The organism is Mesorhizobium sp. M2C.T.Ca.TU.002.02.1.1, from assembly GCF_003997225.1.
In genome coordinates, this window is the sequence record NZ_RZTO01000019.1 from 1 (window position 1) to 20,077 (window position 20,077).

The following is a 20,077-nucleotide window of genomic DNA, read 5'->3' on the forward strand; positions in this document are numbered from 1 at the left end:
GTGGTCGATGCTTGGCAGCGCCCGCCGCGGTCAGTTCGTGGCGACTTTCGCCTTATCCTTGTCCTGATCCTTCAACTGGCTCCAGGCGTTCTGCTGGGCAAGCATTTGCCGCAGATAGGCGATGTTGGCCTGCGCCTGCTCGGGCGACAGTTCCTGCGAGGCGATCTTCTCGGCCTCGTCGAAGCGGCCCTGCAACCCGACGACCAGCGCGAGGTTCTGCCGCACCCTGCTGTCGGCGCCGGGCTGCTGCGCGGCCGAGCGCATATAGGTTTCCGCCGTGCGCAGGTCGCCTTCGAGCACATAGGACATGCCGAGATTGGAGAGCACCGAAGGCTCGTTCGGCTTCAGTTCCAGCGCTTTCCGATAGTCCTGCCGTGCTTCGTCCTTCTGCCCCATCTGGTCGAGAATGGCGGCTTCCGCCGACACCAGCCTCCAGTCCGGATATTCGGGCGTCTGCGCGCGCCGCACCGCATCGAGGGCCGGCTCGAACTGGCCGTTGGCGGCAAGCGCCTTGCCATAGGCGGCAAGCACCTCGCGATCCTTGGGATAGGCTATTGCCAGCTTGCGCATCACCGCCAGCGACTGGTCGGCGTCGCCGTCCATTTGCAGCGCCGCCGCGAAATTCATCGCAATGCGCTTGTCGTTCGGATTGCGGGCGTAGGATTGGCCGAGCCTGGACGTGGCGGTACGCAATTCGCCGGCCGACATCGTTTCCAGCGGCCTGCTGTCGGAGCGGGAGATGGAGCCGGTGGTCATTTGGCTGGTGCTGCCGCAACCCGCTACGCTGGCCGCTAGCGCCGCCATGAAGACCGTGGTGATCAGACGCTTGGCTGTGCGGTTCAACGCTTCGGTCGGCATCGGCGCCGGTCTCCATTCCTGTGCGGCCATTGGTTGGCCGTCTTCCCTCCCGCAGAAATATTCTGTTAACCCTAACGGACCGTTAAGAAGCGCCGACTCAAGCTGTTCGGCCGGAGATCATCACATGCCTGTCGAACTCGTCGAGCAGAAGCCGGAAACCGCCTTGCCTGTCTATCTGGTGGCAAGGGATGCCCTTGAGGCCGCGGCGCTGCCGCCGCCCGCCACCGCCTGGGCAAGGGCCAATGGTTTTTCCGGCGATGCGGGGCGCGTGCTGGTCCTGCCGGGCGAGGGCGGCAGCCTTGCCGGCGCGCTGTTCGGCATAGGCGACGGCGAAAGCACGCTTGCCCTAGGCGCGCTCGCAAGGGCGTTGCCGGAAGGCGACTGGCATTTCGCCTCGGCCCCCGCGCAGCCCGATCTCGCCGCGCTCGCGCTGGTCCTTGGGGGCTATGTCTTCACCCGCTACGGCAAGAAACCGGGCAAGGCCTTGCGCTTTGCGCTTCCGGAAGGCGCAGACGCCACGCATGTTCGCCGCGTCGCCGACAGCGTGTTCCTGACACGCGACCTCGTCAACACGCCGACCAGCGACCTGGGGCCGCTCGAACTGGAAGAAGCCGTCCGGAACCTCGTGGCCGCCCATGGCGCCGATATCTCCGTGATCCATGGCGACGATCTCCTGGCGCGGAATTTCCCGATGATCCACGCGGTCGGCCGGGCCTCGACCGGCGCGCCGCGACTGATCGACATGACCTGGGGACCGGGCGATGCGCCGAAGGTGACGCTGGTCGGCAAGGGCGTCTGCTTCGACACCGGCGGCCTCGACATCAAGCCGTCGTCGGGCATGCTTTTGATGAAGAAGGATATGGGAGGCGCCGCCAACGTGCTGGGTCTCGCCTCCATGATCATGGCGGCGAAATTGAATGTCCGGCTGCGCGTGCTGATCCCCGCCGTCGAGAATTCGATCGCCGGCAATGCCTTCCGGCCGGGCGATGTGCTGAGGAGCCGCAAGGGCATCACGGTCGAGATCGGCAACACGGATGCGGAAGGGCGGCTGGTTCTCGCCGACGCGCTGGCGCTGGCCGATGAGGAGCAGCCGGCCTTGCTGGTCGACATGGCGACGCTGACCGGCGCCGCGCGCGTCGCATTGGGGCCGGATCTGCCGCCTTTCTACACCGCCGACGAGACGCTTGCCGCCGATCTTGCCGCCGCCTCCGTGGCAGTCGAGGATCCGCTCTGGCGCATGCCGCTGTGGCGTCCCTATGATGCAAAGCTTTCCTCGAAGATCGCCGACATCAACAATGTGACCACCGACGGCTTCGCCGGATCGATCACCGCGGCGCTTTTCCTCAAGCGCTTCGTCGAGAAGACCCACAGCTGGGCGCATTTCGACATCTTCGCCTGGAACCCGGCCGATCGCCCCTACGGCCTGACCGGCGGCGAGGCGCAAGGCATTCGCGCCCTGGAGCGGATAATTACTGAGCGGTTTGGCTGAGGCCTGCACAGCAAGTCGGCAATCAAATCGTCACTGAAACGGAACCGAAACAATTTGCCGGCATGCTTCGCGCATGTCGATCTCGATGCGCCCGAGCCAGGCCTTGCGACTGTGGCAGCAGGTGATGCTGGCCCAGGTGCGCGACGGCGAGCCCGATCTCACGATGCGCCAGACGGCGATCCTGTTCACCATCTATCTTGACCCGCCGCCGCACACGGTGCGCGGGCTGGCGGCAAAGCTCAACGTCACCAAGCCGGTCATCACCCGGGCGCTGGACACGATGGGCGCGCTGAAGCTGGTCTCGCGCCATCGCGACGAGCTCGACAAGCGCAACGTGCTGATCCGGCGCACGGTGGAAGGCGCGCTCTTTGTCGAGCGCTTCGGCGATGGTATCGTCGCCAGGGCGCATGACCTGCCCATCTGACCTCATTGCTGACGACTGGATTATCGATTTGACAGCCAGGGATGCCCGCCTTCATGTCTTCCGCTCCGACCTTGCCGATGCGAGGCTGAAGGGCGAGGTCGCCGCCGACCGCTTCGTCAGCGGTCGCCCGGCGCGGATCACCACGTCGGTCGCCGACCTGCGCAAGGCGCCGCGCCCCGATGCGGGCGTGAACACGCAGGCGCTGTTCGGCGACGACGTGCTTGTCTTCGAGGATGCCGAAGGTTGGGCCTGGGTGCAGGCCGAGCGCGACGGCTATGTCGGCTATGTGGCGGACAATCTTCTTGGCCAGCGCGAACATGCGCCCACGCACATCGTTTCGGTACCGCGTACCTTCCTCTATCCAGGCCCCGATCTGCGCTTTCCGATCGGCGGACAGCTGTCGATGGGCTCGACCGTCACGGTAACCGGTTCGGCCGAAACGCGCGGCACGCATTACGCCCTTCTGCCATCCGGCCAGGCGGTCATCGCCCGCCATTTGCGGCCGATCGCCGAGTTGGCGGACGATTACGTCACGGTCGCCGAAAGCTTCCTCGGCACGCCCTATCTGTGGGGTGGCGTCTCCGGCTTCGGCATCGACTGCTCCGGTCTGGTGCAGCTTGCGATGCGCATGACTGGCAAGGATGTGCTGCGCGATTCCGACATGCAGGCGGCATCGATCGGCACGCCGTTCGAGCCGGGTGCGGACTATTCAGGACTTCAGCGCGGCGACCTCGTCTTCTGGAAAGGCCATGTCGCCATCATGACCGACGAAAAGGACATGATCCACGCCAACGGCCACACCATGCTGGTCTCGCGCGAGGGGCTGAAAGAGGCGGTCGACCGCATCGGCTATCTCTATGGCGGCCCGACGGGGTTCAGGAGGCCATAGCGCCAGCTTCCCCTTCTCTCCTTGTGGGAGAAGGTGGATCGGCGCGCAGCGCCGAGACGGATGAGGGGTGCTGGCCGGATCGCTGCGTTGAAGAGCTAAGCGTCTTGAATCCCTCTATTTGTTACGCCTCGTTTCTTCCAACACCCCTCATCCGTCTTGCCGCTTCGCGGCAATCCACCTTCGCCCACAAGCGGGGAAGGAGGAAAGCTGATCCCCTTTTGTTCCGATTTTCCTTGGCGATTTCGCGCCGCCGCGCTACCTGTTGCGCGTGACCGAGCAGCCGCGCCTTGCTGAGCAGAATGCCGCCGTCCTGCTGCCTGAGCCATTCGTCAAATGGTTCGGCGAAAAGGGCTGGTCTCCACGCGCCCATCAATTGGACCTGCTGGCGAAGGCTCAAAGCGGCCAATCGGTGCTGCTGATCGCGCCGACCGGCGCCGGCAAGACGCTGGCCGGCTTCCTGCCGTCGCTGACCGAGCTTGCCAACCGTCCGAAGCGCAAGCCGGGCCAGGCGCGTCGCGGCATCCACACGCTCTACATATCGCCGCTCAAGGCGCTGGCCGTCGATATCGAGCGCAATCTCGGCAAGCCGGTCGAGGAGATTGGCCTGCCCGTCACCATCGAGACCCGTACCGGCGACACGCCTTCACACAAGCGCCAGCGGCAGAAGCTGGCGCCGCCCGACATATTGCTGACCACACCCGAGCAACTCGCGCTGCTGATCGCCTCGAGCGACGCCAGGCGTTTCTTCGAGGATTTGCGCTATGTCGTGCTCGATGAGCTGCATTCGCTGGTCACCTCCAAGCGCGGACACCTGCTGGCGCTCGGCCTGGCGCGGTTGCGCGCTTTTGTTCCCGGGTTGCAGACCATAGGCTTATCGGCGACCGTGGCCGAGCCGGACGAATTGCGGCGCTGGCTGGTTAGTCAGGCTTCTCCGGGCGCCATGTCCGAGCTCATCGTCGTCACAGGCGGCGCGAAGCCCGAGATATCGATCCTCGACTCGGAAGAACGGGTGCCCTGGGCCGGCCATTCGGCCCGCTACGCCACGCCTGAAATCTACCGCGAGATCAAGCGGCACAAGACCACGCTGCTTTTCGTCAACACGCGCAGCCAGGCCGAGCTGCTGTTCCAGGAGCTATGGCGCGTCAACGAAGATACGCTGCCGATCGCGCTTCATCACGGATCCCTTGACGTCGCCCAGCGCCGCCGGGTCGAGAAGGCAATGGGCGAAAACGCGTTGCGCGCCATCGTCGCCACCTCGACATTGGATCTCGGCATCGACTGGGGCGATGTCGATCTGGTCGTGCATGTCGGCGCACCGAAGGGAGCCAGCCGTCTGGCGCAGCGCATCGGCCGTGCCAATCACCGAATGGACGAGCCGTCCAAGGCGATCCTGATCCCGGCCAACCGCTTCGAGGTGCTCGAATGCCGCGCCGCGCTCGACGCTAACTATCTCGGCGCGCAGGATACGCCGCCATTGGTCAATGGCGGTCTGGACGTCCTGGCCCAGCACGTGCTGGGTTGCGCATGTGGGGCGCCGTTCCATGCCGACGCGTTGTTCGATGAAGTAAGAACGGCCGCACCCTACGCCAGCCTGGATCGTCCGACATTCGACCGGGTCATCGACTTCGTCGCCACCGGCGGCTACGCGCTGAGAAATTACGAACGCTACGCCCGCATCCGGCAGACCAAGGAAGGCTTGTGGCGGGTTTCAAATCCGGCCGTCGCCCAGCAATACAGGCTCAATGTCGGCACCATCATCGAAGTGCCGGCGCTCAATGTGCGTTACGTCCAGGCGGGCAGCAGGGGGGCAGCCTCGCGCGGCGGCAGGGTGTTGGGAAAGATCGAGGAAGCATTCCTGGAGACTTTGACCCACGGCGACACCTTCATGTTCGCCGGCAAGATACTGCGCTTCGAAGGCATTCGCGAGAATGAGTGCTTCGTCTCGAACGCGCCCGGCAGCGACGCGAAGGTGCCCTACTATGGCGGCGGCAAATTCCCGCTTTCGACCTATCTGGCTGAGCAGGTTCGAGCCATGCTCGACGACCCGCAACGCTGGAAGAAGCTGCCCGAGCAGGTCGCTGACTGGTTGAGATTTCAGGCGGACAAATCTGTCTTGCCGAAACGCGACGACCTGTTGATCGAAACCTTTCCGCGCGGCAACCGGTATTACATGGTGGCCTATCCGTTCGAGGGCAGGCTTGCGCATCAGACGCTCGGCATGCTGCTTACCCGGCGGCTCGACCGCGCGGGCGCGAAGCCGGTCGGATTCGTGGCCACCGACTATGCGCTGGCCATCTGGTCTCTGGCCGACATGGGCTGGATGTTCAAGAACAGGAAACCGTCGCTGGCCACGCTGTTCGATCAAGACATGCTGGGCGATGATCTCGAAGCCTGGTTTGCCGACAGCTGGCTCTTGAAGCGCACCTTTCGCAATTGCGCGCTGATTTCCGGACTGATCGAAAAGCGCCATCCGGGTAAGGAGAAAAGCGGCCGGCAGGTGACCGTTTCGACCGATCTGATCTACGATGTGCTGCGCAGCCACGAACCCGATCATATTCTGCTGCAGGCAACCCGCACGGATGCCGCGACCGGGTTGCTCGATGTCAGCAGACTTGCCGAGATGCTCTCGCGCATCCGCGGTCGAATCATGCATAAGAATCTCGAGCAGATATCGCCGCTCGCCGTGCCGATCATGCTCGAAATCGGCAAGATGCCGGTGAATGGCGAGGCTGACGAGACGCTTTTGATGGATGCCGCCACCCTCGTCGAAGAGGCCATGGGGCCCGAGATGACGGACTAAAGACGGGACAAAGAGGGGATGAATTTTTCGCTGTCGCGCGCAACGCTGATCGCCGAGGCCGACCTTGTCGGCATCGCCGGCGAGCGCGCGGTCTGCGACCGGCGTGGCGTCCTCTATTTCCCCGATCTGCGGCTGCTCGCGGTCTCCGACCTGCATCTCGAAAAAGGCTCGTCCTTCGCCAAACGCGGTGCGCTGATCCCGCCTTACGACACTGGCGCGACCTTGCTGCAATTGCAGGCGGTCATCGCCGACTATCAGCCGCGGATCGTCGTCAGCCTCGGCGACTCCTTCCATGACGGCGGCGGCGCCGAGCGCATGCATGCAAGTTTCAGGGAGCGCCTGGAGGCGATGATGGCCGGCCGCGACTGGTTCTGGGTCGCCGGCAATCACGACCCCGAGGCGCCAGCCGACCTGCCGGGCGAGACGGTGCGGGAACTGGCCATCGGCTCGCTGCTCTTTCGCCATGAACCGTCGAAGGTCCGCGTCGAGGGCGAGATCGCCGGCCATCTCCATCCTTGTGCCCGCATCGTCCAGCGCGGCCGCTCGGTCAGGCGGCGTTGCTTCGCCGGCGATGGCGGCCGCATGATCATGCCGGCCTTCGGCGCTTATACCGGTTCGCTCAACGTGCTCGACCGCGCCTATGCCGGCCTGTTCCGGCTGGAAACGCTGGTTGCCTATATGCTCGGCGCCGAACGCATTTTTGCGATCTCCGGCTCGATGCTGCGGCCGGGCTGAGGTCCTTTATCGTCCATAGTAGAGCGTGACCGTGTGCTTCGCCTCGGCGAAGAACAGCCAGCGCTCGACCAGCATGCCGGCGAGTTGCGCGATCGCTGCAAGCACCGATGCGATTGCGCCTATCGGCCATGGCAGGAAGTACACGGTCGCCAGCAGGATGGCTGGCGCGGCGAAAGCCAGCGCCTGCGTGATCCGCCGCAGCTTCGCGCTGTGCTTGCGCGCGATGCGGAAGCCCATTTCCTTCAGCAGATAGTTTTCTTCCGTGTGCGGCCATTCGATCGACCGTACCGTGCCGCCGGCAAGGCCCGTCGCCGTGTTGGCGGTTGTCGGAATCTCCAGCCGGTCGTTGTGGCGCCAGGTCGCCAGCTTCCAACTCCAGCCGGCAAGCACGGCGAGCAAAGCCCCGGTCAGCATCGGCGTTGAACCCAGCTTGAACCCCTGAAGCAGGGCATTGCCGAGAACGCTTCCGGTCATCGTCGCAAAGATTAGATAAGCCGGCAAAGTGTAGCGGCTGTGCCATTGGGCGATCGGCCTTAGCGAAGCGTAGATCATGCCGGTCGTACAGACTGTCGTCACCGCGCCTGCCGCCGTCAGGAGCCCGGTGGCGGCCACCCATCCTCCGCTCTCGCCGAGAAACACCCAGCCTATGCCGAACAGCGCGGCCGGGATGAAGGTCGCGACCGAGGCCACGCCTTCGCGCGACAGCCAGGAGCTGCGCCATTGCGAGAAGGCGCGCCATGCACGCTCGGGCCGGCCCAGATGGCCCGTGGAGGACAACAGGCCAGCGACGATCAGGCCGAGCGCCAACGCCATGCCGACAAAGCCAAGCCAGAAATCGGCCGGGATCACCCCAAGCCCCCCAAGCAGGCCGAGCAGCGCCAGCAGGCCGTAGCCGGCGCCGGTGGCGGTGGTGAAGAAGACGACCGAGAAAGCGGGATGCATGATCGGCTAATTCGAAAGCATGCGGTCGATCCAGCCGAGGAAGCCGCCCTCGGCCTTGATCGGCTCCAGCGCGGGCGCGTCGACCTTCGCCGCGCGTTGGCTGCGGGCGCGCGGCGGCAGGTACCGGTTGGTCGGCTTGTAGCCGAGCTCCGGCATCAGCGCCACGCCGCCACGCTCCTCGACAAGCTGCGAGATCGCCGAGGCCGGATCGCCGAGGTCGCCGAAATGCCGGGCGCTGGTCGGGCAGGCGGCGACGCAGGCCGGCACGCGGTCCTCCTCGGCAAGATTGTCGTTGTAGATGCGGTCGACGCAGAGCGTGCATTTCTTCATCACGCCGACATCCGTGTCGAACTCGCGCGCGCCATACGGGCAGGCCCAGCTGCACAGCTTGCAACCAATGCATTTGTCCTCGTCGACCAGTACGATGCCGTCCGAGGCGCGCTTGTAGGAGGCGCCGGTAGGGCAGACGGTGACGCAGGCCGGCGTCTCGCAATGCAGGCAGGAGCGCGGAAAATTCACCGTGCGGCCGCCCAATTCCGTCGTGTGCTCGTAGCTGTGCACCCGGTTGAACCAGACGCCGTCGACATGCCCGCCATAGGGATCGATGTCGCTCAGCGGCGCCATATGGCCGCCGGTGTTCCACTCCTTGCAGGCCGTGACGCAGGCCTGGCAGCCGACGCAGGTGTCGAGGTCGATGACGAGGCCGAGCTTCTTGTCGGTCCGGGCGGGAAGGCAGGTCATTCGGCGGCTTCCCTCTTCATGCGGAACGCGGCGCCGAAGCGAAGCACATCCGGCGAAGGCTCGAAATGTGGCGGGCGGGCGAAACGCTCGAATTGCGGCTCGGTGAAGCCGGCTTCCTCGGCCGCGCATTTGACAATCCGCACGCGCAGGTCGAACCATGCCGCCTGTCCCGTGACCGGGTCCGAATTCGAATAGCGCTTGCCGCTGGCGTCGGCCGCAGTCTGGTCGCCGATGATGTGGTTGAGCAGGAAGCCGCGATTGCTCTCCGCCGCATCGTCCTTCAGGCCCCAACTTCCGCGCCGCTTGCCGATCGCGTTCCAGGTCCACACCGTGTCCGGGTTCACGCCGTCGATCAGCTTGATCTGACCCTTCACCCTTCCGTTGACGCTTTCGATCCAGACCCAGTCGTCGTCGGCAAGGCCAAGGTTGGTGGCGGTGTCCGCATGCACGAACAGCCGGTTCTGGCTGGTGATCTGCCTCAGCCAGGCATTTTGCGATCCCCAGGAATGGTACATATGCATCGGCCGCTGCGTCAGCGCATGCAGCGGATACTTTTCGAGGTCGACGGCGTCGTCCTCGAAGGGCGCATACCAGAACGGCAACGGGTCCATATAGGCTTCGATACGGCCGCGCTCGGCGGCAGGCGGCTGCACCTTGCCGTGGCCACGCGCGGCCAATCGGAAACGTTGGATCGGCTCCGAATAGAGCTGGAAGACGATCGGCTCGGCCTTGGCGATGAAACCCATCTCGACCGCGAAGTCGAGATAGGCGCGGTTGCCCATCTTGTAGTAGCGCTGGTCGTCGGAAAAATCGTGGTGCCAGAAGCCGCCATTGTCGATGTAGCGCTGCAGCTGGTCGGGGTTGACGTCGCCCTTGCCGATCGCGCCGCCATCCTTGCCGCGCCAGCCGGCTAAAGGACCGATGCCGGGCGTGCGCTCGTGGTTGACGATGTAGTCGGCATAGTCGCGGTATTTCGCCGAACCGTGCTCGTCGACGAAGCCTGGCAGGCCGAGCCGCGCGCCGAGCTCGATCAGCACCGACTGGAAGGGCCGCACGTCGCGGTCCGGCTCCACCACCGGATGGCGGATGGCGTCGGCGGCTCCGTCGGCATGGCTGATCGGCCGGTCGAGCAGGCTGATGCAGTCGTGCCGCTCGAGATAGGTGGTGTCGGGCAGCACCAGATCGGCGAACGGCACGGTCTCGGAATAATAGGCGTCGGAATAGATGATGAAGGGGATCCTGTAGGCGCCGGCCTCGTCCTTGTCGGTCAGCATGGCAATCGTCTCGACCGTGTTCATCGACGAGTTCCACGCCATGTTCGACATGTACATCATCAGCGTGTCGATCGGATAAGGATCGCCGGCCCAGGCATTGCGGATGACCGTGTGCATAAGCCCGTGCGCGGCCAAAGGCGCTTCCCAGGAATAGGCCTTGTCGATGCGGGTGGGACGGCCGGCCTCGTCGACCAGAAGATCGTCCGGTCCGCAGACGAAGCCGAGCGGCATGCCATCCAGCGGCGTCATCGGCTGGGCGTTTTTTCCGCATGGCTTCGGCCCCGGCGGCGCGCAGCGTGGATAGGGCGGCTTGAAGCGGAAGCCGCCCGGAACGTCGACAGTGCCGAGCAGAACCTGCAGCAGGTGGATGGCACGGCAGGTGTGGAAACCGTTGGAATGGGCCGAGATGCCGCGCATGGCGTGCATCGACACAGGCCGGCCTTTGATCGTCTCGTGCCGGCGGCCCGCCCAGTCGGTCCAGGCGATCGGCAGTTCGATCGTCTGCTCGAAGGCGACATGCGCCAGCTCCGCCGCGATGCGCCGGATCGTTCCGGCGTCGACACCGCAGCGCTCCGCCACGGCGTGCGGCGAGTACGTCTTGTCGAGATAGCGTTCGGCAATCAGCTGGAAGACCGGCACGCAGCGCCGCCCGCCAACGTCATAGCTGCCGGTCAGCGCCGGCTTTGCTTGGGAGTCGGCTGCGTTGACCGGCCGCTTTGCCACCCTGTCCCACGCGAGCGGGTTGCCGTCGGCGTCGCGAACGAACAGTCCGTCATCGGCGGCCCCCTGCTCTTGCACGACCAGCACCGGCGCATTGGTGTAGCGCAGCAGGTAATCCAGATCGACACGGCCGGCCTTGAGCAGTTCGTGGACGAGCGCCAGCACGAACAGGCCGTCCGTGCCCGGCCTGATGCCGATCCAGTCGTCGGCGATGGCATTGTAGCCCGTGCGGCAGGGATTGATCGAAACCACCTTGACGCCGCGCGCCTTGAGCTTGCCGAGGCCGATCTTGATCGGGTTGGAATCATGATCCTCGGCGACGCCGAACAGCATGAAATATCGGGTGTTGTCCCAGTCGGGCTCGCCGAACTCCCAGAACGAGCCGCCGATCGTGTAGAGCCCGCCGGCCGCCATGTTGACGGAGCAGAAGCCGCCATGCGCGGCGAAATTGGGCGTGCCGAATTTCGCCGCCCACCAGCCGGTCAGCGATTGCGACTGGTCGCGTCCGGTGAAGAAGGCGAGCTTTTTCGGATCGGTGCGGCGGATCGCCGACAGCCGCTCGGTGGCGATGGTCAGCGCTTCTTCCCACTCGATCTCGCGGAATTCGCCCGAGCCGCGCGGACCGGTCCTCAGCAGCGGCTTCCTCAGTCGCGCCGGGCTGTAATGCTGCATGATGCCGGCGCTGCCCTTGCCGCAGATCACGCCGCGGTTCACCGGATGGTCCTTGTTGCCATTGATGTAGCGGACCTTGCCGTCCTTGATATGGACGTCGATGCCGCAGCGGCAGGCGCACATGTAGCAGGTGGTCTTGGCGGTGCGGTCGGAGACGCTCGGCGAGGTCTCGACCCCGTCGCCTTCGTCCGGCGCTCGGCTGTCGGTCAGCGGCCGCTGCGAAGGTGCGGAGTTGGCGCCGCGCGGCGCGGCATTGCTCATGATCCGCGAACGCTCTTGCCGCTCGCCATCTTGGCCTTCGTTTTCGGACCAGGGCCACGCATATAGTGAAGTTCGGGATGATATCGCTCACCGGCAAGCTGCCGCTTCAGCCGCCGGCTCCAATGCGCGAATAGGGATTTGAAGCGCCCTGTCATTTCCCACTCTTGGCCTCTGACGACCAATTTTTTCCAACTTCAAGTGAAAACTTAGAACAAAGCAATTGATGCGTCTAACAAGCAGCTCTTGTAATTCCGATCGATTCTGCTTCTTAGTTGGCCATGACTCTCGATCAGTTGCGCATCTTCGTCGCCGTCGCCGAGCACGGCCATATGACCAAGGCCGCCGAACGGCTCGGCATCTCGCAGTCGGCGGCCTCGGCCGCCATCCGCGCGCTCGAAAGCCAGCACGGCGTGCGCCTGTTCAACCGGGTCGGCCGCAACATCGAACTGGCCCAGACCGGCCACCGCTTCCTGCCCGAGGCGAAGGCAGTCCTGGATCGCGCCGCTGCTGCCCGCGGCGTGCTGGAGGATGTCTCGCAGACCGTCGCCGGCAGCCTGTCGATCGCGGCCAGCCAGACCATAGCCAGCTACTGGCTGCCGCGTCGCCTGGCCGCCTTCCACGAAGCCTATCCCGCCGTGAAGCTGAGCGTGACGATCGGCAACACCAGGCAGGTGGAGACCAATGTGCTCGACGGCCGCGCCGATTTCGGACTGGTCGAGGGCCGCACCGAGTCCGACATCCTGCGCCGCGCCACGGTCGACGAGGATCGCCCGATGCTGGTCGTGGCGCGCTCGCATCCCGAAATTCCGATGACGCGGGCGGGCAATCTCGACATCAGGGCGTTGCGCTGGATCATCAGGGAAGGCGGGTCGGGCACGCGCGAGGCGCTGGAGGATTTCGCGCTCAGCCAAGGGGTCCCGCCGGCGGAGCTGCAGATCTTCCTCGTCCTGCCCAGCAACGAGGCCGTGCGCCAGGCGGTGGAGGCCGGCGCGGGGGCGACGATCATCTCGGAACTCGTCGTTGCCCGCTCCCTGGCGGAGGGCAGCCTCAGGGCCGTGCCGGTCGACTTGCCGAAACGCGACTTCGCCATGATCACGCATCGCGACCGCCAGGCGAGCCTCGCCCAGATGGCGCTGAAGGCGCATCTCGGTGGAAAGGTCAGCTAACCTCAGGCGACATCTGGTCAGCGTCTCAGAATGCGGATCGTCGCAAACGCTCGCGATTGGCCGAGGCCTCCGAACTTCGTCATTCTAGGGCGAAGCAGTCGCGAAGCGACGTCGCGGAGACCCTAGAATCCATTCCGTTACATCGGCCGAGGAATGCAACGGAGCAGAATTCTGGACCCGTAGCGGCGCGTCGAAGTTACGGAATGGATCCTCGGGTCTGCGCGCGTCGCTTCGCTCCTTGCTTCGCCCGTAGATGACGAAGAGACGGGCGTCTTCGCCAATCTCCGTCGGTCAGGCGTATTTGCGCTGCGCGTCGAGCGCCAGCCCAAGGCCGACCGAGCCGAACATGTCGCCTTCGATGACGGAAGCTTGCGGTACCAGCGATAGGATACGCCGCTTCGCCAGCGGGATCGCGGTCGAGCCGCCGGTGAGGAACACGGCAGTGATGGCGGAGGCATCGACGCCGGCGTCCGCGATGGTCTGCTGGACCGTCGCGGACACGCGTTCGATGTCGTTCGCAATGGTCTCTTCGAGACCCGCGCGCGTGATCTCCGCCGCGAAGCGCGCGCCGGGGAGCGACACCTTCACCTCGGCCGAGGACTGATCGGTCAGCGCGATCTTGGCTCTTTCGACCAGGCCGGCCATCGCATGGCCGTAGCGGTGCTCGACGACATGGATGAAACGGTCGACGAGATCGGCCCGCTCCGCCTCGTAGCGGATCTGCCGCAGGTCGTTCATCGCCTTGGCGGTATAGACGAGGTTGATGCGCTGCCAGGTCGCAAGGTCGATGAAATAGGCCGCGGGCAGGTTGCGCTTGTGGTCCTTGGTACGTGTCAGATAGCCAAGCTCGGGCATGACATGGGCGATGCTGAGCAGCCGGTCGAAATCGGTGCCGCCGATATGGACACCGCGATTGGCGAGGATGTCGGCCTTGCGGTCGCTTGAGCGCGCGCGCTCCGGCGAGACCCGCACGATCGAGAAGTCGGATGTGCCGCCGCCCATGTCGACGATCAGCGCCAGCTCCTCGCGGGTGACCTTCTGCTCGTAATCGAGCGCCGCAGCGATCGGCTCGAACTGGAAGGCGATGTGCTTGAAGCCTTGCGCGCGGGCGGCCTTTTCCAATTCGCCCTGCGCCTTCGCGTCGGCGGCCGCGTCGTCGTCGACGAACTGCACGGGCCGGCCGAGCACCACGTTCTCGACCGGACCGCCGGTGTCCTCTTCCAGCCGATTCTTCAAATGGCCGACGAACATGCCGACGATGTCGATGAAGCCGATCTGGCGCGCCTTGATGCGGGTCTTTTCGTTGGCAAGCGTGCTGCCGAGCACGCTCTTCAGGGAGCGCATCAGCCGCCCTTCGATGCTGTCTGTGTAGTCGCTGATCGCGCGACGGCCGAAATAGGTGTAGCCGTCCTCGAAATTGAAGAACACGGCGCTCGGCAGGGTGGGTTGCTCGCCTTCCAGCGCCACCAGCCGCGCCCGGCCGTCGCGGATCACGCCCACGGTGGAATTGGACGTGCCGAAATCGATGCCGCCGAATGCCGATCGCATCGCAGCCTCCTGTCGTTGTTTCATAGCGGCAAGCCGACGCATCGCGCGCCGTCAACCGGAAGGTCGGACCGCTCTATCGAAATTGAATGTGTTGCTTATCCCTAGGGCTGGGAGGCGGCGATGTATCGCAAAACCGGGAAAAGGGAAACCCTCTTTTCACGGGAAATGGGTCCTTCCATTTCCCCGACATCAATCCTTGCGGAAGATGAGCCGTCCCAGCCAGCCGGTCAGCATGGCGAGCGATATGGCGAACACGCCGTAGAGGAAGGAATAGTCATGCGCGACGCGGAAGACCGACTGCTCGAAACCGGACTTGCGGATTTCGAGCTGGGCCGAGCTTTCCTTGACGAACATGCCGCTCTTGAACAGGAACGCGCGCGCCTTATGGGTGCCGACCGGCACGTTGGGCGCGAGCCGCACGGTGGCGCGAAACAGGTTCTGCGACAGGAATTGCACGCCGCCGACATTCTCGCTGTAGAGGCCCGTCGCCGCCTTGCGGTCGCGCAGCGCTGCGGTGAATTCCTCGATGGTTGCCGGGCTGTCGGTCTCGTCGGCGGGCTTCATGTAGAGGTTCTGCGCGCCGAGCGAGAGCTGCTTGTATTTGGCGGGCTCGGCGATGTCCTGCAGCGGCCGCGTCGTCGCGACGGAATAGGAGACCGGCACGTTCTCGAACGTCTCCGAGTCCAGGTTGACCCAGACGCCGAGCACGCGGTCTTTGCGCCGGACCACGACCGGCCTTGGCGGCCCTTCGAGCACGACGACGACGTCGTAGCGCCCCTGGCGGGCGATCAGCGGATCGGGATTTTCCAGCGATCCGAAAATGGTGAGATCGGCGCCGGAGAAGCCTGCCGTGATGGAGATGGCGTCGGTCGACAGTCCGATCTGGATGCTTTCGACGGGCGGCGTCTGCGCAGTTGCCGGGGAAAGGGCAAGGAGCATCGACAACGGGACGGCGGCTGCAAATGCTCTGGGTCCCGCCATCAGTTGAGGCCCGCGGCGGACAGCGAATAGAGATTGGGCGGCGTCACGAAAAGATCGACGGCGAGGCGGATGGCGACGGCCAGCACCAGCATCGCCAGAAGGGCGCGCAACTGTTCGCCGCGCAGCCGCTGGCCGGCCTTGGCGCCATATTGCGCGCCGGCGACGCCGCCCGCCATCAGCAGGAAGGCCAGGATCACGTCGACCGTCTGGTTGGTCGTGGCATGCACCAGCGTGGTGTAGGCCGAGGTGAAGATGATCTGGAACAGCGAGGTCCCGATAACGACATTGGTCGGCACCTTGAGCAGATAGATCAGCGCCGGCACCATGATGAAGCCGCCGCCGACGCCCATGATCGATGACAGGAAGCCGATCGCCGCACCCAGCCCAAGCACCGGGATGACGCTGACGAACAGTTTCGAGGCGCGGAAGCGCATCTTGAACGGCAGCCGGTGGATCCAGTTGTGCTGTCCGGATTTCTTGAGCACGGGTGCTGCGCCGCTGCGGCTGGCGCGCAGCGCGTTGACGCTCTCCACCAGCATCAGTCCGCCGACGGTGCCGAGCAGCGCGACGTAGAGCAGCGAGATGAAGAGGTCGAGCTGGCCGAGCCGGCGCAACAGCGCGAAGACGTAGATGCCGGCCGTCGAGCCGACGATGCCGCCGGCCAGCAGCACCCCACCCAGCTTGAAGTCGAGCGTGCCGCGCTTGAAGTGCGACAGCGCGCCGGAGAAGGAGGAGGCGATGACCTGGTTGGCGCCGGTGGCCACCGCGATCGCCGGCGGGATGTTGTAGAAGATCAGGAGCGGCGTGATCAGGAAGCCGCCGCCGACCCCGAACATGCCCGACAGGAAGCCCACCGCCGCGCCCATCGCCAGCAGCACGAAGACGTTGACGGAAATTTCCGCGATCGGGAGATAGATGCCCACCCGTCTGTCTCGATCAGTTTGTCTGTCGGCGCATAGTGCCGTCCCCGGACACTAAAACACCGAAAAGCCAATTTTTTCTTGCGCCGGCGCGGCGGCGGGCTCAGAATCCCCCGTCGCGCCGAAACAAAAACCATCTCAATCAGTTAACAGGCAAATGTGTGGCAAGGCGTCGCGTATGCGACGCGCCTGCCGTTATTTCTTCGCTAGCAGCGCCTTGACGAGCGGCGCGTCGACCTCGCCGGTCGGCTTCATCTTGTTGTCGGTCTGGAAGGCCATGATGGCGTTCTTGGTCTTGCCGCCCATCACGCCGTCGGCGCCGCCGGCGTCATAGCCGTTCTTGTTGAGGATCAGCTGGATGTTCTTCACCGCCTTCTTCATGTCGATACCGGCGGTGGTCTGCGGTGCGCTGTCCTGCCAGGATTCCGGAACGTCGGCCGAGTTGGCGGCCGCGTTGAGCGGCTTGGCCTTCCACAATTCCGTGGCGGCGCGCGCCCGCTCGAGCTGCTCGGGGCGCAATGCGTTGGCGATCTCATCGCGCTTGGCGGCGGCGTCCTTGTCGCCGGTCTTGGCGACGAGCGCGAACCACTTGTAGGATTCTTCCAGGTTCTGCTTCATGCCGACGCCCTTGGCGGCCAGGATGCCGAGGTTGAACTGGCTGTCCTTGACGCCGAGGTCGGCGGCCTCCTGGAACCAGTGCGTCGCCGATTCATTGTCCGTCACGCCGTCCGCCGCCATGGCGAACAGCACCGCCAGATTGTGCATGGCGCTGGCGTTGCCCTGTTCGGCGGCGAGCTGGTAGTAGGTCTTGGCCTTCTTGATGTCGCGCGCGACGCCGATGCCCTTTTCGTAGAAATTGCCGATGCGGTACTCGGCCGGCGCGAAGCCCAGCTCGGCCGACTGCTCGTACCATTTCGCGGCCGCCTTCATGTCTTCCTTGACGCCGCGCGATTCCGCGTAGCGCGAGCCGATCTCGAACAGCGCCTTGGCGTCACCGCCCGCGGCCGCGTCGTGCAGCGCCACCGGACCGATCTCGGACGGAATGTCGAATTTGGCCGCCGCCGTCTGGCCTGCCGCGGGCGGCACGGCGCCTGTCGTGTCGGCGGAGGTGGCGGCCGGCGCGCTGGCCGCGGCGCCTTCAGCTGCCGGACTGGCCGCCTCCTTGGCCACCGGCTGCGTGTCGCCATCCGTATCGGTTGCTGTGGAGGCTGCCGCGGCAGGTTCGGATGGCGTCGCGGAAGCCATCGGCGTTGGCGCCGGCATGGCAGGCGCCGCAAGCGCCACCGGCGCGGGCGTCGGTTCGGCGGGCATGCCGGCGGCTTCGGGACTTGAAGGGATAGAGGCGGCCGGGGCAGCGTCCTTGACGGGCTCGGCCTGCCTGACGGGTCGGGCCGGGGCATTTTCGGCCTGCGCGGTGTCCGTATCGGCTTTCTGCGTGTCGGCTTGCGGCGCGGCCGCGGCGCTGAGCGAAGCCGTATCGACCGTCTGTGTGGAGACGACCGGCGCGGGCTGGTTGTTGGCCGTTTCGACGGGATCTGCCAGGAAGGCCTTGCCCAGCTGCAGGCCGGCCAGCGCCATCATGATCGCGGCGGCCGCCATGAGGATCGGCTTGCGTCGCGCCTTGAGCAGGTCGCCGACCCTCAGCGCCTTGACCGGGCCGGTCATGGTCGATTGCCGCTTCAGCGTGTCGGCTTCCGCGGCGGCGGCCTGGGCCGCGCGGCGGGCCGCGGCGATGAAATCGGACTTGGCGGCATCGCTCTCGGTGCGCCGCGCAGGCTGGCCGCCGCGCTCGTCGCGCACGCGCTTCATGATGGCGTTGAGGTCCGGCGCGCCGGAACCGGGTTCCAAGGGCCGGTTGGCGGCCCTGGGGTCGAGCGGTTCGTCTATGTCGACGCTCGGCACGTCGGCGACCGGCTCAGAGCCGGCAAGCGGCTGCGTGTCCGCCTCCTTCTTGCCCTTGAAGGCGCGCGCGAGGCCGCTGAACATGGATTTCCTGCGGCCGGCCGCCTCGCTCTTGTCGCCGATCGCATCCGGTCCGAGCGCCGCCATCGCCGCCGCTGCGGCGGCCTCGGCCGGCGTGCGTGGCGCGCTTGGCTCGTCGCGCATGATGGCCGGGGCGCGGCCTTCAAGGCTGGCCATGTCTCCCGTGAGCGGCTGCGGCTGGTCGATGTCCATCGAAGGCGCGTCCTGCACCGCGATCTTGCCGCCGCGCCCGCGCTTGCTGGCCGGCTGCGGATCGACCAGTTCGCTGACCGCTTCGCTGGTCTCGCCCGATTCCAGCGAGCCGAGCCGGTCGACGATCTTGAGCAGCGTGTCGTGGATCGCCTCGAATGTCCGCGAGTTGCGCTCGTCGGAGCGGCGGGTGAGCGCTTCGAGCGTCTTCAGGTCCTGGGCGAGGCCGGCCACGGCGGTCGCGTTGGTTTGGGCCGTGCTCGACGTCGAGTCGGCAAGCGATCTGACGGCGCTTTCGGCCGCCTCCCGCGCCACGCTCAGGATGGAATCGCGTGTGCCGGCCAGCGACTTCTCGATCTCGTTGAGGCGCGGGCTGATGTCTTCGAATTCAGGCAGCGGCGTGCCGGGCTTGGAAAGATGCGCCGACAGGCCGGCGACCTGCGCTTCGAGGCTTCGGATCAGCGCCGGATCGATGCCCGCGACCTGCTGCGCGGACGATTCCAGCCGGCTGGAAATGTCCTCGAGCCGGCTTTCCAGTCCACGGATCGCCATCTCGCTGGCGGGATCGGGTGTGCGCGTCTCGATGCGCTTGGCCAAAGCGGTGAAGCGTGCGTCGATCGCTTCCATGATGCCGGCGCTCTCGTCCTGGCGCATGCGCTGGTCGAGCCGATCCGCGACTTCGTCCAGCCGCCGCTCGAGATCGCGAAACAGCATATTGCCCTGTTCGATCGCATCGCCCTGGCGACGCTCGAGCAGCATGGATAGCGCATCGAAGCGCTGCTCCAGGCCCTGGAATATCTGTTCGGCGTCGGGCATCGCCGGCGCGCGGTCCATCTTCTCCGTGATCGAAGCGATCTGCTTGCCCAGCCGCTCCATGGCCTGTTCCGGCAGGTCTGCGCGACCGGCCAGCTGGTCCACGCGGCTGGTGAGAAGGTTGAGGTGGTCGAGGACTTCCGCTCCCGGCCGCGACTGCGCGACCTCTTCGATCTGCACCGCCAGGGAGGCCATGCGCTTCTCGATCCGGCCGAAGGTTTCGGGATCGAAGGCATTGGCCTGCGCGGCCACCGTCGAGGCGACGATGGCTCGGGAAATCTCATCCAGCCGCTCGTCGATCATGGCGAGCGTTTCGCCGCCGCGCGCGGTCTGCTGGCCGGCGAAACGGTCGACCGCGCCGGCAAGCGTGCGCACCTTTTCCTCCAGCGAGCGCAGCGAAAGCGATTCCGGCAGGTTGTTGACGGCGCTGCTGATCTGTTCGAGCCGGTCGGTCAGCACCGAAAGACTGGGACCTTCCGCGCGCTTACGTTGGTCGGCGTCGACGCGATCCTCGAAAGCGCTCCAGCGGCGGTCGAAATCGTCCCAGCGGCGGTCGACCTTCTGCACGCTTTCCTCACGCGCCAGCGTGTCCAGCGCGCCCTTCACCTGTTCCAGCTCCAGGCGCAGCAGGTTGACGCTGCGGTCGTCGCTCTTTTCGGCAAGCGACTGGAT

14 protein-coding genes are annotated in these 20,077 nt (G+C 65.5%); 6 read left to right on the top strand and 8 right to left on the bottom strand.

Going from position 1 to position 20,077, the window contains the following annotated elements:
• Positions 1-30 precede the first annotated feature (30 nt).
• Complete coding sequence (locus tag EOD07_RS02100; protein WP_127233756.1) at positions 31-858, bottom strand: tetratricopeptide repeat protein; 828 nt, start codon at positions 856-858, stop codon at positions 31-33.
• Positions 859-982: 124 nt separating this feature from the next.
• Between EOD07_RS02100 and EOD07_RS02105 the strand changes: the two genes are divergently transcribed.
• The 5 genes from EOD07_RS02105 (at position 983) to pdeM (ending at position 7,195) form a co-directional block, all read left to right on the top strand.
• On the top strand, positions 983-2,347 hold the full coding sequence (locus EOD07_RS02105) for a leucyl aminopeptidase family protein (protein ID WP_127233757.1): 1,365 nt from the start codon (positions 983-985) through the stop codon (positions 2,345-2,347).
• A 73-nt stretch (positions 2,348-2,420) separates the two neighbouring features.
• Positions 2,421-2,771, top strand: a complete 351-nt coding sequence (locus tag EOD07_RS02110; protein WP_127233758.1) for a MarR family winged helix-turn-helix transcriptional regulator — start codon at positions 2,421-2,423, stop codon at positions 2,769-2,771.
• Between the two features lie 28 nt (positions 2,772-2,799).
• Positions 2,800-3,660 carry an NlpC/P60 family protein gene (locus EOD07_RS02115; RefSeq protein ID WP_164772030.1) on the top strand — a complete coding sequence of 287 codons (861 nt, stop codon included), beginning with the start codon at positions 2,800-2,802 and terminating at the stop codon, positions 3,658-3,660.
• 268 nt (positions 3,661-3,928) lie between these two features.
• A complete protein-coding gene (locus EOD07_RS02120; protein WP_127233760.1) occupies positions 3,929-6,460 on the top strand; it encodes a ligase-associated DNA damage response DEXH box helicase in 2,532 nt (843 codons plus the stop codon).
• An 18-nt stretch (positions 6,461-6,478) separates the two neighbouring features.
• On the top strand, positions 6,479-7,195 hold the full coding sequence (pdeM, locus tag EOD07_RS02125) for a ligase-associated DNA damage response endonuclease PdeM (RefSeq protein WP_127233761.1): 717 nt from the start codon (positions 6,479-6,481) through the stop codon (positions 7,193-7,195).
• 6 nt (positions 7,196-7,201) lie between these two features.
• Here the strand turns inward: pdeM and EOD07_RS02130 are convergent, their stop codons facing one another.
• From EOD07_RS02130 to EOD07_RS02140, 3 genes are read right to left on the bottom strand one after another with little or no spacing between them, the layout of a single operon-like run.
• On the bottom strand, positions 7,202-8,137 hold the full coding sequence (locus EOD07_RS02130; protein ID WP_127233762.1) for a DmsC/YnfH family molybdoenzyme membrane anchor subunit: 936 nt from the start codon (positions 8,135-8,137) through the stop codon (positions 7,202-7,204).
• A 6-nt stretch (positions 8,138-8,143) separates the two neighbouring features.
• The gene (locus tag EOD07_RS02135; RefSeq protein ID WP_127233763.1) at positions 8,144-8,878 is read right to left on the bottom strand and encodes a 4Fe-4S dicluster domain-containing protein; all 735 of its coding nucleotides are present in this window, start codon (positions 8,876-8,878) and stop codon (positions 8,144-8,146) included.
• Positions 8,875-11,805, bottom strand: coding sequence for a molybdopterin oxidoreductase family protein (locus tag EOD07_RS02140; protein WP_127233764.1), 2,931 nt, complete (start codon positions 11,803-11,805; stop codon positions 8,875-8,877). The genes EOD07_RS02135 and EOD07_RS02140 overlap by 4 nt, the downstream gene beginning before the upstream one ends.
• Before the next feature lie 278 nt (positions 11,806-12,083).
• Here EOD07_RS02140 and EOD07_RS02150 point away from each other — a divergent pair, with 278 nt between their 5' ends.
• Positions 12,084-12,971, top strand: a complete 888-nt coding sequence (locus EOD07_RS02150) for a LysR family transcriptional regulator (protein WP_127233768.1) — start codon at positions 12,084-12,086, stop codon at positions 12,969-12,971.
• A 291-nt stretch (positions 12,972-13,262) separates the two neighbouring features.
• Here EOD07_RS02150 and EOD07_RS02155 read toward each other — a convergent pair whose 3' ends face one another.
• The 4 genes from EOD07_RS02155 to EOD07_RS02170 form a co-directional block, all read right to left on the bottom strand.
• Entirely contained in the window at positions 13,263-14,519 is a 1,257-nt protein-coding gene (locus tag EOD07_RS02155) for an Hsp70 family protein (RefSeq protein WP_127233766.1), read from the bottom strand.
• Positions 14,520-14,708: 189 nt separating this feature from the next.
• Entirely contained in the window at positions 14,709-15,500 is a 792-nt protein-coding gene (locus EOD07_RS02160) for a TIGR02186 family protein (protein WP_073989371.1), read from the bottom strand.
• On the bottom strand, positions 15,500-16,423 hold the full coding sequence (locus EOD07_RS02165) for a sulfite exporter TauE/SafE family protein (protein ID WP_040985887.1): 924 nt from the start codon (positions 16,421-16,423) through the stop codon (positions 15,500-15,502). The genes EOD07_RS02160 and EOD07_RS02165 overlap by 1 nt, the downstream gene beginning before the upstream one ends.
• Positions 16,424-16,615: 192 nt before the next feature.
• On the bottom strand, positions 16,616-20,077 hold a 3,462-nt coding region (locus EOD07_RS02170; RefSeq protein ID WP_127233767.1), incomplete at its 5' end, for a peptidoglycan-binding protein.

Excerpts from the sequence above, each read along its gene's own strand:
- EOD07_RS02140 (WP_127233764.1), bottom strand. The coding sequence starts at position 11,805 with ATGAGCAATGCCGCGCCGCGCGGCGCCAACTCCGCACCTTCGCAGCGG.
- EOD07_RS02100 (WP_127233756.1), bottom strand. The coding sequence starts at position 858 with ATGCCGACCGAAGCGTTGAACCGCACAGCCAAGCGTCTGATCACCACG.
- EOD07_RS02130 (WP_127233762.1), bottom strand. The coding sequence starts at position 8,137 with ATGCATCCCGCTTTCTCGGTCGTCTTCTTCACCACCGCCACCGGCGCC.
- EOD07_RS02105 (WP_127233757.1), top strand. The coding sequence starts at position 983 with ATGCCTGTCGAACTCGTCGAGCAGAAGCCGGAAACCGCCTTGCCTGTC.
- EOD07_RS02155 (WP_127233766.1), bottom strand. The coding sequence starts at position 14,519 with ATGCGATCGGCATTCGGCGGCATCGATTTCGGCACGTCCAATTCCACC.
- EOD07_RS02160 (WP_073989371.1), bottom strand. The coding sequence starts at position 15,500 with ATGGCGGGACCCAGAGCATTTGCAGCCGCCGTCCCGTTGTCGATGCTC.
- EOD07_RS02110 (WP_127233758.1), top strand. The coding sequence starts at position 2,421 with ATGTCGATCTCGATGCGCCCGAGCCAGGCCTTGCGACTGTGGCAGCAG.
- EOD07_RS02135 (WP_127233763.1), bottom strand. The coding sequence starts at position 8,878 with ATGACCTGCCTTCCCGCCCGGACCGACAAGAAGCTCGGCCTCGTCATC.
- pdeM (WP_127233761.1), top strand. The coding sequence starts at position 6,479 with ATGAATTTTTCGCTGTCGCGCGCAACGCTGATCGCCGAGGCCGACCTT.
- EOD07_RS02150 (WP_127233768.1), top strand. The coding sequence starts at position 12,084 with ATGACTCTCGATCAGTTGCGCATCTTCGTCGCCGTCGCCGAGCACGGC.